This window comes from Lentzea sp. JNUCC 0626, assembly GCF_043632865.1.
In the GTDB taxonomy this organism is placed as follows: Bacteria; Actinomycetota; Actinomycetes; order Mycobacteriales; family Pseudonocardiaceae; genus Lentzea.
In genome coordinates this window covers 3,737,663-3,750,930 of the sequence record NZ_CP171635.1, presented here as the reverse complement: position 1 = coordinate 3,750,930, position 13,268 = coordinate 3,737,663, and the positions used below count along the sequence as shown (strand labels likewise).

Genomic DNA, 13,268 nt, shown 5'->3' with positions numbered 1-13,268 from the left:
TGCATCCGAAAGGACTAACCGCAGGCTTGCCGCTCACGTGGTACGGCCTGCATCCTGGACCAATGGACCCAGTCGAGCTGGGTGCCGCACGTCCGGTGATCTTCGAGTCGTGGCGGCGCTCCCTGGCCGCGCGCGTCGACCCGGACCGGCACGAGGCTCCGGTGGTCTACGCGCCCGACGAGATCGCGGACCTGCGCGGCGCGCACCCGCTCGCCCACACCGTGCCGTTGCTGACGAACACGCTGTCGATGGACGACACGATCATGATCGTCACCGACACCCGCGGCACCATCCTGTGGTGCGAGGGCGACAACGGCGTGCGGCACAGCGCCGAACGCGTCCACCTCACCGAGGGGTCGCGCTGGAGCGAGGACGTCATCGGCACGAACGCCATGGGCACCGCGCTCGCGACCGGCCGTTCCGTCACCGTGCACTCGCGCGAACACCTCGTGCGCACCTACCACGGCTGGACGTGCGCGGCGAGCCCGATCCTGGACCCCCACACGGGGTTATTGCTGGGGGTCGTCGACGTCAGCGGCCCGCTCAAGACGATGCACCCGGCCGTCGCGCAGCTCGTGTCCGCCGCCGCCCAACTCGCCACGCACCACCTCAAGCAGTTCGCGCCACGTCAGCACGTGCTGACGTTGAACTTCCTCAACGGGCTGAACGCCGACCTCGACGGGCGGCCGCTCACCCTGACCCTGCGCAACGCCGAGGTGCTGACGGCGCTCGCGTTGCACCCCAAGGGACTCACGGCGGAACAACTCGCGTTGTTGCTCTATGGTGAACGTGGGAACCCGACCACGGTCCGCGCGGAGCTGCACAGGCTGCGTGCGCAGCTCGGTGGTGTCCTGTTGACGAGGCCGTATCGGCTCGACGCGGTGGTGCGCGGCGACTTCCTGGACGTGCGGACGGCGCTGCGGACCGGCGACGCGGGCCAGGCCACCCGGCACTACAGCGGCGATCTGCTGCCCCGTTCGGACGCGCCCGTGGTCCGCGAGGAACGGGTGGACCTCGCCGCCGCGGTGCGCAGGGGCGTGCTGGAACGGGGAGATCTCGACGCGTTGCTGTCGTTCGCGGACAGCGGCGAGGACGTCGAGGTGCTCGAACGCCTGCACCTGCTGCTCCCGGTGACCGATCCTCGTCACGCGCTCGTCTCCTCGCGCCTGCGAAGGGCGCTGGAATAGGCTTTCCCGCAAGGGGAGGGCGGACAGTGAAGCAGTGCATCAACTGCATGACCCGGTTGCCGCGCAAAGAGGTCACCGAGGTCGCGTGGTGTGCTTTGTGCGGGCCGTGCCTGCTGATCGTGGCGGACCAGATGAAGGTCCTGCACGACCGGCCGGGCGGTGCCGAGGTGCAGATCCAGCAGTGCGGCTGGTGCGGTGTCGCGCGGTCGTGCGGCGCCGGCTGGCGCACGAGGTGCCTGGTGTGCCTGGACGACAGGTCGGTGCCGGACCCGGCCGTGCAGAAGATCGCGCACCGGCTGGAGCTCGACGGCACCTGGCGGGAGAACTCCGAGTTCCTCGCGGCGACGACCGTGAAGATCCGCCTGGCCAAGTACTTCAGGCCGGGGTGGACGGTGCTCGCGACGGACGTGCACGGCCTGCCGTGGACCGGGTACCGGTGGCTGACGAAGTCGCACGGCACGTGGGGCCGCGACGACGAGACAGGCGAGGTGAGTCGCCTCAAGCGCCTGCGCGGCGACACGTCCCTGCTCTACCTCGTGCGGTACGGCAAGGTGCTCAAGTTCGGGCGCGGGCACACCGACCGGGTGGCCGCGCACGTGGCCCAGGGCGCGGTGCCGGTGCTCGTGCTGTCGGCGCCGAGCGAGCGGGTCGTGGTGGCGCGGGACAAGCTCAAGCGGCTGCACCGCAGCGAGATGGTCTCGCAGCGGACACCGGTGGACCTGTTCGCGGTGCTGCCCGACGGCGAGGACGTGACAGACCGGTTCGTCCGGAGTTAGCGCAGCTCAAAGACCACCGACCCTCACCAGACGCTGATCAGGAGTTATCGTTAGAGCGCGTCCGGTGAGGGGAGGGGTCCGCGTGCGAGTGCTCGCCGTTGTGCTGTTGTTGCTGCTCAGCGCCACGCCCGCGCAGGCCGCGACGGGTACGTACGTGCGCCTCGGGCACTTCTCGATGGACCAGGCGCGGGTCGACGCCGTCCTCGACGGAACGAAGCTGGGCACCCTCGACTTCGCCGAGCTCTGGGACTACCGGCGGGTCGAGCCGGGCGAGCACGTCGTCGAGTTCCGCATGTCGGAACCGGGGAGTCCGCTGCTGCGGTCCGTGACAGTGCGGGCGACGGCGGGGCAGGCCTACACGGTCATCGACATGGCGTCCTCGATGAGGACGTTGGACGACGACATCAGCCAGCCGCCGAACGGTCAGGCGCGGATCCGGGTGATCAACGCGGGTGACGCGGAGACGGACCTGCAGCGGGGCGCCACGATGGTGCACCGGGGTGTGCAGCCGACCTCCTCGACCGGGTACGTGCTGGTGCCGCCCGGTCCGGACGCCCTCGAGGTGCTCCAGAAGGGCAAGGACTCGACGAAGCTCGACGCACCGCTCGAAGCCGGGGGCGTGTACTCCCTTCTGGTCAACGCGCGGCGGATCGAGCTGCGGACCGACGCCAAGGGCGCCGAGGTCGTGCCGAGCGGCGGGCAGGAGACCGGGTTCGGCGGCATGGCGGGCGGCTGGGACTGGCTGACCGCGCTGGTGATCGCGTTGATCGTCGGTGTCGCCATGTTCGCGGTGCGCGGCCGGTTGTTCCGGTTCGGCTGACATGGCCAAGGGCAAGCTGCTGATGGGTGTGGCGGTGCTGGTCACGCTGATCTACGTGGTCAAGGGGCCCGGTGACGCCGAGGCGCCGGAGCCGGTGACGGTGCTGATCCCGTCGATCGGGGTCGACACGACGCTGGAGTCGCTGAAGGTCGACTCGGCCGGGGTGCTGGAACCGCCGACGCGCGCGGACAAGGCCGGGTGGTTCGCCAAGGGGGTCGCTCCGGGGGACGCCGGGCCCGCGGTGATCGCCGGGCACGTCGACTCGAAGACCGGGCCCGGGGTGTTCTTCCGGTTGCCCGAGTTGCAGCCTGGCGCAGAGGTGTTCGTGGAACGCGAGGACGGCAGCAAGCTCACGTTCGTCGTCAGCGGCACGCACACCACGGACAAGACCGCGTTCCCCACCGAGGCCGTCTACGGGCCGACGCCACTGTCGGAGTTGCGGCTCGTGACGTGCGGCGGCGACTTCGACCGGGCCGCGGGCAGCTACAAGAACAACGTCATCGTGGACGCGGTGCTCAAAGTCTGACGGTCTCGTCCGCCCACCGGTTCAGCAACGTGGCGTCGTGCGAGATCGCGAGCACTCCGGCGCCGGATTCACGTTGGTACTCGCGGATCACGCCGACCAGCGCGGCCGTCGTGGACGCGTCCAGCATCGTCGTCATCTCGTCGCAGATCAGGTAGCGAGGGTTCAACGCGAGTGCCCGTGCGAGGCACGCGCGTTGCAGCTGGCCGTCGCTGACCTCGTGCGGACGGCGGCCCAGCAGGTCGTCGGTGAGCATCACCAACTCCGCCAGCTCGTCCACCCGGTCACCGCCCGGCGCCGCGATGGCCTGCCGCAACGTGAACCGCGGGTCGACCGACAGCCGGGGCTGCTGGAACAGCACACCGATCTTCGTGCGCTGCCGGGCCTGGAACCGAAACCCGGTGACGGTCTCGCCGTCGATCTGCACGGTCCCGGCGAACGGCTTGTGCAGCAACGCGAGCACACGGGCCAAAGTGGACTTGCCGGACCCGCTCGGCCCGGCCAGCCCGACCGTCTGTCCGGGGTGGACGGTGAGATCGACGTCGGTGATCACCGGGCCGCGGTAGCCGGCGGTGATGCCGGTCCCGGTCAGCACGGCAGGTGGCACGCGACGGCGTGCGGGTCGTCAGTCAGCACGGGGCGGTCCTCGCAGATCGCGGTGGCCTGGTCGCAACGCGGGGCGAACGCGCACCCCGACGGCAGGTCGGTGAGCAGGGGAGGCTGGCCGGGAACCGGCACGAAGTCCCGTTCCGGCAAAGCATTGGCGAGGCCGCGCGCGTACGGGTGCCGCGCGTTGTCCAGCACCTCGTGCGCCGGGCCGACCTCGACGATCCGGCCCGCGTACATCACCGCGATCCGGTCGGCGACCTTGTGCGCCGCCGCCAGGTCGTGCGTGATCAGCAGGACGGCGTGCCCGTCGTCCACGAGCCGGCGGAACTCCTCCAGCAGCCCGTCGACGAGGTCGCGGTCGAGGCCGGTGGTCGGTTCGTCGGCGATCAGCAACGGCGGGTTGCCGACCAGGGCGAGGGCGTTCGCGACCCGCTGGGCCATGCCGCCGGACAGCTCGTGCGGGTAGCGGTCGAGGTGTTCGGGCAGCAGACCAGCGCGTTCCGCTGCCTGAAGAGCGTCCCCGCCGAGGATCCGGGCGGCTTCTTCGAGCTGCGAACGGGCGGTGCGCACGGGCGTGAGGTGGCTCGCCGGGCTCTGCGGGATGAGACCGATCTTGCGGCCGCGGACGGTCGTCGCCAGTTCGTGGTCGGACGCCGCGAGCAGGTCCACGTCGCCGAGCCGCGCGCTGCCGGACGTTTCCGCGTTGCCGGGCAGGAACCCGAGCAGCGCCGACGCCAGCACCGTCTTGCCGCAGCCGCTCTCGCCGACCAGCGCCACGCACTCGCCCGGCCTGATCCGCAACGACACGTCGTTCACGGCCCGCACGGTCGCGTTCTTCAGCGCGAACCGCACGGACACCCGGTCGATCTCCAGGTTCACCACGTCAACTCCGTGCGCCGCTTGGGGTTCAGCCGGTCCCGCCACACGCCGCTCACGCCGGACACCGCGAGCGTCGTGATGATCAGCATCAGGCCCGGTGCCAGGGACATCCACCAGCCGCCGAGCAGCAACGAGCGCTGGGCGTCGTTGATCATGTTGCCGATGCTGGCCGCGTGCGGCGGCAGCCCGAGGCCCAGGAACGACAACGCGGTTTCGTGCCACACCGCGTGCGGCACCATCAACGTGGTCGCGAGCAGCACCTGCGGGGCGACGTTCGGCAGCAGGTGCCGCGTGAGCACCTGGAACCGGGTGGCGCCGCCGACGATCGCCGCGTCGATGAACGGCCTGCCGCGCAACGACAACACCTCGGACCGCACGATCCGGGCGGCCGTGAGCCAGTGCGTCAGCGCGATCGAGATGATCACGGCGTGCAGGCTCGGCCGCAGGATCGCGACGATCACGATGCCCAGCAACAGGTGCGGCACCGAGGCGATCGCGTCGACCACCCGCATGAGCACGCGGTCGAACCAGCCGCCGATCGAGCCCGCCAGCGCGCCGACCGCGGTGCCGACGACGGCCGAGATCACCGCGGCCACCACACCGACCGTCAACGAGACGCGCAACGCGTAGACGCAGCGCAGCAACACGTCGCGGCCCAGCTCGTCGGTGCCGAACAGGTGCGCGGCCGACGGCGGCTGGTTGGCGATCGCGAGGTCGACGTACTGCTCGTTGAGCTCCACGAACAACGGCACGACCAGCACGATCACCGCGACGACGCCGAGCACGATCGCGGACGGCAGCAGCCGCCACTTCGGCGAGCGGGGCGGCGACGCGGCCGTGAGACGGCTGCGCGGGGCGGGACGCCAGGTCAGGTCAGCCATCGAGCGCCACCCTCGGGTCGGCCAGGGCGTACAGGACGTCGGCCAGCAGGTTGCCCAGCAACACCACGCCGGTCGCCATCACGGTCAGCGCGCCGAGCAGCGCGAAGTCGACGTTCAGCGCCGCCTCCACGGTCGCCCGGGCGATGCCGGGCCACGAGAACACGGTCTCCACCAGCAACGCGCCGGTGATCAACTCCGGCAGCCGGGCGCCGAGCAGCGTCAGGAACGGCAGCAGCGAGGTGCGCAGCGCGTGCCCGGACACCACGAGGTGGTCCGGCAGGCCGCGTGCCCGTGCCCCGATCACGTGGTCCTGCGTGAACGATTCGAGCAGGTTCTGCCGCACGAACAGCACGAACCACGGCGCCTGCGAGATCGCCAGCACGGTCACCGGCAGCACCATGTGCACCGCGACCCCGCCGACCGACGGCGGTGCCGACCCGGTCGTCACGCCACCGCCGGGCAACCACCGCAGCTGCAACGCGAAGACGTAGAGCACGGCGAGCCCGAGCCAGAACACCGGCGCGGCCTCCAGCGCGTAGCAGCCGCCGGTGATCGACCGGTCGAGCCACGAGCCCTGCCGCCACGCCGCGAGCGTGCCGAGCAGCAGACCGAGCACCAGCGCCAGCGTGAAGCCGACCGACACCAGCAGCACCGTCCACCCGAGACGGTCGCCGATCACGGCGGACACCGGCTGCTGCAACGACAGGGAGTCGCCGAGGTCACCCGTGACGGCGTGCGTGAGCCACGCCCAGTACTGGGAGACGACGGGTTCGTCGACGCCCCAGTTCTCGCGCAGCTGCGCCACACGTTCCGGTGAGGCGCCGATGATCCGCACGCCGAAGTAGCGTTCGATCGGGTCGAACGGGCTGAGCTTCGCGAGCACGAACAACGCGAAGCTCACCACCAGCAGCACCGGGACCGCGAAGGCCAGCCGCCGCAACGCGAGCCGGCCGATCGCCTTGCCGCGCGTCACGACTTGGGCGTCCAGCGTTCGAGGTTCCACCACACGGCGTGCACGAGGCCGTGGTCATGCGGCTCGACCTGGGTCTCCTGGCCGTTCCACTTGTCCCGCATGACGTACGTGTGGTCGAGGAACACCAGGAACGCCCAGCCCGGGTCGGCCGAGTACGCCTTCTGGAAATCGTCGTAGGCCTTCTTGCGGGCGGCCGGGTCGAGGCTGCGGCGCGCGGTGTCGAGTGCGGTGTCCACAGTGGAGTTCTTGTACAGCGTCATGTTCACGTAGCCCTGCTGGCCCGCGTAGCGCGAGTGCAGCAACGTGTACGCGGCGGTGTCGGGGTCGTACGGGTCGCCGCCGCCCCACACCGACGCTGCTTCCTTCTGGCGTTGCAGCATGATCTCGAACGTCGTCGCCTCGACCGGCGCGTCGATGCCGAGCTTCGCGATGTCGGACGCCGTGGCCAGCGCGAGTTCCTTGCGCAGCACGTCCGGGGCGGGGTAGAGCACCGGCAGCCGGGCGGGCTGGCCGTCCTTGGCGCGCTTGCCGTCCGCGCCCTTGCGCCAACCGGCCTCGTCGAGCAGCTTCTCCGCCTCGGCGACGTTGTACGTGAACGCCGAGCCCTCGTCGTACCAGTCCTTCAGGTATGGGGAGATGGGCGTGGAGGCGGGCTTGCCGGACCCGGCCAGCACGGCGTCGATCATGGCCTGGCGGTTGATGCCGAGGTTGATCGCGCGCCGGACCTGCGGCGACGACGTGAGCGGCAGCTCGGACGGGATGCCGAGGCCGCGGTAGTCCGCTGACGGGTTCTGCACGATCTTGTACCCGGACCGGTCGCGGTAGGTCTGGGCGAGTTTGGGCGGCAGCACCGTGCCGTCGAACTCGCCGGCGGCCATCCGGGTCGCGCGGGCGTTGTCGTCGGGCACGAACACGACGGTCACGGACTTGATCGCGGGCGCGCCGCCCCAGTACTTCTCGTTGGCCTGCAACACCATCCGGTCGCCCTTGCGCCACTCGGTGACGGTGTACGGGCCGGTGCCGACCGGGGCGGTGTTGAACGCGGCGGTGTTGATGTCCTGGCCGGTGAGCTTCGCGGCGGGCACGATGCCGAGCGCGAGTTGCTGGGCGAACGGCGCGTACGGGTAGGAGAGCGTGAACTCGACGGTGGCCGGGTCGACGGCTTTGACGTCGCTCAGCGCGTCGAACCGCGAGGCGATCGTGGAGTTCACCTTCTTGTCCACCACGGACTTGTAGGTGAACACGACGTCGTCGGCGGTGAGCGGGGTGCCGTCGGAGAACGTGATGTCCTTGCGCAGCTTGGCGGTCCACTTCAGACCGTCCGCCGAGGCCGTCGGCAGCTCGGTCGCGAGCGCCGGCTTCAGCGCGAGTGACGCGTCACGCGCCACGAGCCCGTCGAAGATCTTGGCCGCGCCGTCGGGGGCGTAGCCGAGCACGGGGTTGAGGTTCTCCGGTTCCCCGCCCGCGCCGATCACGATCGACGTGGCCGAAGCGGTCGTCTCGCCGTCGGGTGAGGTGCACCCCGCCAGCAGAACCAGGGCCACCAAAGCCACTCGCCGCATGCAGTTCCTCCCCGGAAGTCCGTCTTGCCGGGAGCAGCTAACAGCAAGCAACTTGCAACAAGCAATACCTGGCACCACTGCGCGCAGGTCAGAGGCGTGCCAGCATCTCCGCCATGACCAGCGGCGTACACACTCACGAACACACCCACGGCGACGTAACTCACACGCACCCGCACGGCGAGCACGCGCACGACCACGTGGAGCACGAGCACACCCACACGCACGGCGGTTCGACGCACTCACACGCGCACGTGCACGACGCGGGACACGTCGAAGAGCACGACCATTCGCACTAGGCGCTGTCCTGCAAGTTCGTTCGGTGAGAGGCGCGGGCGAGCGAGCCGGAGACGGCGCCGCCGCGACGCCCTCATACCGGGCGTATTCGGGCGTCGCGGCGGTGCCGTCTCCGGCTCCCTCGGCCGCTACTGTCGCCCAACGGACTTGCAGGACAGGGCCTAATGCGATTCGCGCGTGACCTCGCTGCCGCTGGAGCCGATCAGGAAGTCCAGGTCGGCTCCGGTGTCCGCGCCCAGGACGTGGTCGACGTAGAGCCGTTCCCAGCCGCGCTTCGGTGACGCGAAGGCGTCCGTCATCGCCGGGCTGGGGGAGCGCTGGAGGAAGTCCGGCGCCTCCACGTCGATCCGCCGGTTCTCCACGTCGAGCACGATGACGTCGCCGGTCCGGACGAGCCCGAGCGGCCCGCCCGCCGCCGCCTCCGGTGCCACGTGCAGCACGACCGTTCCGTACGCGGTGCCGCTCATGCGCCCGTCGCAGATGCGGACCATGTCGCGCACGCCCTGTTCCAGCAGCTTCTTCGGCAACGGCATGTTCGACACCTCCGGCATGCCCGGATAACCGCGCGGCCCGCACCCGCGCAGCACCAGCACGGAGTCGGCGTCCACGTCGAGATCGGGATCGTCGACGCGGGCGTGGAAGTCCTCGATGCTGTCGAACACCACGGCCCTGCCCCGGTGCTGCAGCAGGTGCGCGGACGCGGCCGCCGGTTTGATCAACGCCCCGGACGGCGCGAGGTTGCCGCGCAGCACCGCGATCCCGCCTTCGGCGATGATCGGCTCCTGACGCGTGCGGATGACTTCGGGGTCCCAGATCGGCGCGTCGTCGAGGTGGTCGACCAGCGGCCGTCCGGTGACCGTGACGCCGTCGGGGTCGAGCAGGTCGCGGACTTCTTTGAGCACTGCGAGCAGCCCGCCCGCGCGGTGGAAGTCCTCCATCAGGAACCGCCCGGCGGGCTGGAGGTCCACGAGCAGCGGCACGCCGGAGCCGATGCGGTCGAAGTCGTCCAGCGTCAGGTCGACACCGAGACGCCCGGCGATCGCGAGCAGGTGCACCACGGCGTTGGTCGACCCGCCGATCGCCGCCAGCGCGACGATCGCGTTGTGGAAGCTCGCCTTCGTGAGGAACGTGCTGGGCCTGCGGTCCTTCTCGATCAGCTCCACGACGAGCCGTCCGGTGCCGTGCGAGGCTTCGAGCAGGCGGCTGTCCGGCGCCGGAGTTCCCGCGACGCCGGGAACCGTGGTGCCCAGTGCTTCCGCCACCAGCGCCATCGTCGACGCCGTGCCCATCGTGTTGCAGTGGCCGCGGCTGCGGATCATCGCCGACTCGGACCTGATGAACGCCTCCTGCGACAACGTGCCCGCGCGCACCTCTTCCGACAGGCGCCACACGTCCGTGCCGCAGCCCAGGGGAGTGCCGCGGAACGTGCCGGTCAGCATCGGCCCGCCCGGCACCACCACGGCGGGGATGTCGACGGACGCGGCGGCCATCAGCAACGCCGGGATCGTCTTGTCGCACCCGCCGAGCAGCACCACGCCGTCCACGGGGTTGGCGCGCAGCATCTCCTCGGCGGCCATCGCGGCCATGTTGCGCCACAGCATCGCGGTGGGGCGGACGTTGGTCTCGCCCAGCGACACCACGGGGAGGTTGAGCGGGATGCCGCCGGCCTCGTACACGCCGTTGGACACCGACTGCGCGACCTCGTTCAGGTGCGCGTTGCACGGCGTGAGGTCGGAGGCGGTGTTGGCGATGGCGATCTGCGGTCTGGTGAACCCGTCCGAGGGGACGCCGCGGCGCATCCAGGCGCGGTGGATGTAGGCGTTGCGGTCGTCACCGGCGTACTACTGCTCGCTGCGCAGTCCCATCGGGGCGCCTCCTCGCGGTCCACCCCGAACCTAACTACATCGGGAGGTCCGGCGGCAGTTGCAAAGCGATGGTGATCAGCGAGTGCACCCGGTTGGCGATCACCGACAGCAGCCCGTGCATCTCCGGCGACGCCGCGTCCGCGCACTCCTGCAACGTGCGCAGGTCCATGTCGATCTGCCCCAGCACCGCCGCCGTGTCGGCCGGACCGGCCGTGAACGCGCGGGCGATGTCCTCCAGGGGAAGACCGTGGACCTCCAGGCGTTGTACGAGGTGGATGCGGTCCACGTCGTCCGCGCGGTAGAGGCGGTAGTTGGAGGCGGTGCGCTGAGCAGGGCTGATCAGGCCGAGCGTCGTGTAGTAGTCGACGGTGCGGATGCTCACGCCCGCCCGTGCGGCGAGTTCACCGATCTTCAGCAGCGCTTCCGACACAACGATCACCTCCCGTCTCCGCAAACCATACAGTGCTACGTGCTACTGTTGGAAACATGCCTGAAGAAGCCGATGTAGACGGCTGTAGTACTGGGCCGGGTGCGCCTTGTTGATCGCATCCGGCTTGCTCGCCATCGTGGTGCTGACGGTGGCCACCGGGTACTTCGTTGCCCAGGAGTTCGCGTACATGGCGGTCGATCGCGGCCGTTTGCAGCAGATGGCCGAGGGTGGCTCGAAGGCCGCCGAACGTGCCTATCGCGTGACGCAGAAGCTCTCGTTCATGCTGTCCGGTGCCCAGTTCGGCATCACGGTGACGGCGCTGCTCGTGGGTTACGTGGCCGAGCCGTTGCTCGGCGCGGGCCTCGGCATCCCCGGCTCCATGGTGATCGCGCTGGCGTTCGCGACGTTCGTGCAGATGGTGCTCGGTGAGCTGCTGCCGAAGAACCTCGCGATCGCGCGGCCCGAACAGCTCGCGCTCGCGTTGAGCGGGTCCACCCTCGTGTACCTCAAGATCGCCGGTCCGGTGATCCGGTTGTTCGACGCCGCCGCGAACCGGCTGCTGCGCGCGATCGGCATCGAGCCCGTCGAGGAGTTGCCGCAGGGTGCGACGCCCGAGGACTTCCGGCAGATCGTGGAGGACGCGGGGGAGCAGGGCCACCTGGACCCCGAGCTGACCCGGCTGCTGGAGCACGGCATCGGATTCCGCGAACTCGTCGCGGAACAGGCGATGACGCCGCGCGTGAACGTCCACACCGTGCGGTTCGACGAGCCCGCCTCGCGCGTGGTCTCGTTGCTGGACACCGGGAACTCGCGGTTCCCCGTGGTCGGTGAGGACCTCGACGACCTGCGCGGTGTCGTGGGGCTCGGCGAGGTGCTGACCCTGGAACCCGAGATGCGCTCGACGACGGCGATCGAGAAGATCGCCTCGCCCGCGCTCGTGGTCCCGGCGACGCTGCCGTTGCCCGCCGTGCTGGAACGCCTGCGCACCGAACGCCGCCAGCTCGCCTGCGTGGTCGACGAGTTCGGCGGGTTCGCCGGCGTGATCTCGCTGGAGGACCTGGCCGAGGAACTCGTCGGCGAGATCCACGACGAGGACGACCACGTCGCCACCATGATCGAGAAGGTCGGCGACGACTGGCGCGTGCCCGGCCGCATGCGGCTGGACGAGGTCGAGGACGTCACCGGCGTGGAACTGCCCGCCGACGACGCCTACGACACGGTGTCCGGCCTGGTGCTGCACCAGCTCGGCCGCGTGGCCGAGGCCGGCGACGAGATCGAGATGAACGGCGTGCGCCTGGTGGTCACCACCGTCGCCCGCAACGTCCCCGACACGGTGGTGTTGTCCCGATGAGCATCGCGATCTCTGTGTTGCTGTTGGCGTTGAACGGCTTCTTCGTGGCCGCCGAGTTCGCGTTGATCGCGGCGAAGCGGCACCGGCTGGAGCAGGCCGCCGAAACGTCCCGCGCGGCCCGTGCCGCCGTGGCTGGTATCCGCGAGCTCTCTCTGATGCTCGCGGGCGCGCAGCTCGGCATCACGCTGTGCACCCTGGGTCTCGGCGCGCTGGCCAAGCCGGCCGTCGCGGACCTGCTCGAACCGGCCCTGGCGTGGACGGGTCTGCCGGAGGCGTTCGCCTACGGCATCGCGTTCGCGATCAGCCTGGTGCTGGTGGTGTTCCTGCACATGGTCGTCGGCGAGATGGCGCCCAAGTCGTGGGCCATCGCGCACCCCGAGAAGTCCGCGCTGATCCTGGCGCTGCCGTTCCGCGCGTTCGCCCGCTCGGTCCGCTGGCTCCTCAGTGGACTGAACGCGGTGTCGAACGGCCTGCTGCGCCTGCTGAAGGTGGAGCCGCAGGACGAGCTGGCGCAGGCGCACCGGCCGGACGACCTGCGGATGCTGCTGCGCCAGTCCGCCGAGCACGGCCTCATCCCCGAGGCCGAGCAGCGGCTGCTGACGCGGATGCTCCAGGTCCAGCGCACGACCGTGCGCGAGGTGATGGTGCCGATCGCGGACACGTCGACGGTCACCGAGGACGTCACCGCGCGGGAGATCGAGCAGCGCAGCCTCCAGTGTGGACGGTCGCGCTTCCCGGTCGTCGATGCCGACGGCGCCTACGTGGGCTTGGTGCACATCCGCGAGGCCATGCGCGCCACGGCCCGCGGCGAGAATCCCCCGGCCCGCGAGCTGATGGGCCCGGTGCTCACTCTTCCGGCGTCGATGCCGGTGGCCCAAGCCGTGACGGCGATGCGAGAAGCCCGCGCCCAGCTCGCCATGGTCGCTGAGGACAGTGCGAGTTCGCGTCGGTCGGCCGACTTCCCGGCGAACGAGCCGCCGTCTCCGGAGGAGCGGCCGTCAAACACTGGTATTGCCGCACTTGAAGACCTCCTCGAAGAGCTGATCGGCGACTTCGAGGACGAAACCGACACCCGTCCGGTCAGCGTCCGCTGACCGGAGTTTCCTAGAGAGGAAACG

At 70.1% G+C, this 13,268-nt stretch carries 13 protein-coding genes and 1 pseudogene; 7 read left to right on the top strand and 7 right to left on the bottom strand.

The window, feature by feature from the left end; translation table 11 throughout:
- Positions 1-62 precede the first annotated feature (62 nt).
- The 4 genes from JNUCC0626_RS15880 to JNUCC0626_RS15865 all read left to right on the top strand — a co-directional run bounded on the left by JNUCC0626_RS15880 (position 63) and on the right by JNUCC0626_RS15865 (position 3,309).
- A complete protein-coding gene (locus JNUCC0626_RS15880) occupies positions 63-1,187 on the top strand; it encodes a GAF domain-containing protein (protein WP_394620525.1) in 1,125 nt (374 codons plus the stop codon).
- 26 nt (positions 1,188-1,213) lie between these two features.
- Positions 1,214-1,963, top strand: coding sequence for a hypothetical protein (locus JNUCC0626_RS15875; protein WP_394620524.1), 750 nt, complete (start codon positions 1,214-1,216; stop codon positions 1,961-1,963).
- 82 nt (positions 1,964-2,045) lie between these two features.
- Positions 2,046-2,783, top strand: coding sequence for a DUF4397 domain-containing protein (locus JNUCC0626_RS15870; RefSeq protein WP_394620523.1), 738 nt, complete (start codon positions 2,046-2,048; stop codon positions 2,781-2,783).
- Between the two features lies 1 nt (position 2,784).
- Positions 2,785-3,309 (top strand): class F sortase, encoded by a 525-nt coding sequence (locus tag JNUCC0626_RS15865; protein ID WP_394620522.1) that lies wholly within the window; start codon positions 2,785-2,787, stop codon positions 3,307-3,309.
- Here the strand turns inward: JNUCC0626_RS15865 and JNUCC0626_RS15860 are convergent.
- The 5 genes from JNUCC0626_RS15860 to JNUCC0626_RS15840 are packed head-to-tail and all read right to left on the bottom strand — an operon-like array spanning position 3,299 to position 8,210.
- On the bottom strand, positions 3,299-3,901 hold the full coding sequence (locus JNUCC0626_RS15860; protein ID WP_394620521.1) for an ABC transporter ATP-binding protein: 603 nt from the start codon (positions 3,899-3,901) through the stop codon (positions 3,299-3,301). The genes JNUCC0626_RS15865 and JNUCC0626_RS15860 overlap by 11 nt on opposite strands.
- On the bottom strand, positions 3,895-4,797 hold the full coding sequence (locus tag JNUCC0626_RS15855) for an ABC transporter ATP-binding protein (RefSeq protein WP_394620520.1): 903 nt from the start codon (positions 4,795-4,797) through the stop codon (positions 3,895-3,897). The genes JNUCC0626_RS15860 and JNUCC0626_RS15855 overlap by 7 nt, the downstream gene beginning before the upstream one ends.
- Complete coding sequence (locus JNUCC0626_RS15850; RefSeq protein ID WP_394620519.1) at positions 4,791-5,675, bottom strand: ABC transporter permease; 885 nt, start codon at positions 5,673-5,675, stop codon at positions 4,791-4,793. The genes JNUCC0626_RS15855 and JNUCC0626_RS15850 overlap by 7 nt, the downstream gene beginning before the upstream one ends.
- A complete protein-coding gene (locus tag JNUCC0626_RS15845) occupies positions 5,668-6,648 on the bottom strand; it encodes an ABC transporter permease (RefSeq protein ID WP_394620518.1) in 981 nt (326 codons plus the stop codon). The genes JNUCC0626_RS15850 and JNUCC0626_RS15845 overlap by 8 nt, the downstream gene beginning before the upstream one ends.
- Positions 6,645-8,210 carry an ABC transporter substrate-binding protein gene (locus JNUCC0626_RS15840; RefSeq protein ID WP_394620517.1) on the bottom strand — a complete coding sequence of 522 codons (1,566 nt, stop codon included), beginning with the start codon at positions 8,208-8,210 and terminating at the stop codon, positions 6,645-6,647. The genes JNUCC0626_RS15845 and JNUCC0626_RS15840 overlap by 4 nt, the downstream gene beginning before the upstream one ends.
- Before the next feature lie 113 nt (positions 8,211-8,323).
- Between JNUCC0626_RS15840 and JNUCC0626_RS15835 the strand changes: the two genes are divergently transcribed.
- The gene (locus tag JNUCC0626_RS15835) at positions 8,324-8,506 is read left to right on the top strand and encodes a zinc transporter Slc39a7 (protein WP_394620516.1); all 183 of its coding nucleotides are present in this window, start codon (positions 8,324-8,326) and stop codon (positions 8,504-8,506) included.
- 159 nt (positions 8,507-8,665) lie between these two features.
- Here the strand turns inward: JNUCC0626_RS15835 and JNUCC0626_RS15830 are convergent.
- Positions 8,666-10,345, bottom strand: a pseudogene (locus JNUCC0626_RS15830) (dihydroxy-acid dehydratase); the annotation flags it as partial.
- 58 nt (positions 10,346-10,403) lie between these two features.
- On the bottom strand, positions 10,404-10,799 hold the full coding sequence (locus tag JNUCC0626_RS15825; RefSeq protein WP_394620515.1) for a MerR family transcriptional regulator: 396 nt from the start codon (positions 10,797-10,799) through the stop codon (positions 10,404-10,406).
- 109 nt (positions 10,800-10,908) lie between these two features.
- Between JNUCC0626_RS15825 and JNUCC0626_RS15820 the strand changes: the two genes are divergently transcribed.
- Both JNUCC0626_RS15820 and JNUCC0626_RS15815 read left to right on the top strand, forming a co-directional pair.
- Complete coding sequence (locus JNUCC0626_RS15820) at positions 10,909-12,150, top strand: hemolysin family protein (RefSeq protein WP_394620514.1); 1,242 nt, start codon at positions 10,909-10,911, stop codon at positions 12,148-12,150.
- Positions 12,147-13,244 carry a hemolysin family protein gene (locus JNUCC0626_RS15815; RefSeq protein WP_394620513.1) on the top strand — a complete coding sequence of 366 codons (1,098 nt, stop codon included), beginning with the start codon at positions 12,147-12,149 and terminating at the stop codon, positions 13,242-13,244. Before JNUCC0626_RS15820 ends, JNUCC0626_RS15815 begins: the two co-directional genes overlap by 4 nt.
- The last annotated feature ends 24 nt before the right edge of the window (positions 13,245-13,268 follow it).

Bases quoted from the DNA above. Each gene is read 5' to 3' on its own strand.
- JNUCC0626_RS15880 (WP_394620525.1), top strand. From the start codon at position 63: ATGGACCCAGTCGAGCTGGGTGCCGCACGTCCGGTGATCTTCGAGTCG.
- JNUCC0626_RS15865 (WP_394620522.1), top strand. From the start codon at position 2,785: ATGGCCAAGGGCAAGCTGCTGATGGGTGTGGCGGTGCTGGTCACGCTG.
- JNUCC0626_RS15850 (WP_394620519.1), bottom strand. From the start codon at position 5,675: ATGGCTGACCTGACCTGGCGTCCCGCCCCGCGCAGCCGTCTCACGGCC.
- JNUCC0626_RS15840 (WP_394620517.1), bottom strand. From the start codon at position 8,210: ATGCGGCGAGTGGCTTTGGTGGCCCTGGTTCTGCTGGCGGGGTGCACC.
- JNUCC0626_RS15835 (WP_394620516.1), top strand. From the start codon at position 8,324: ATGACCAGCGGCGTACACACTCACGAACACACCCACGGCGACGTAACT.
- JNUCC0626_RS15815 (WP_394620513.1), top strand. From the start codon at position 12,147: ATGAGCATCGCGATCTCTGTGTTGCTGTTGGCGTTGAACGGCTTCTTC.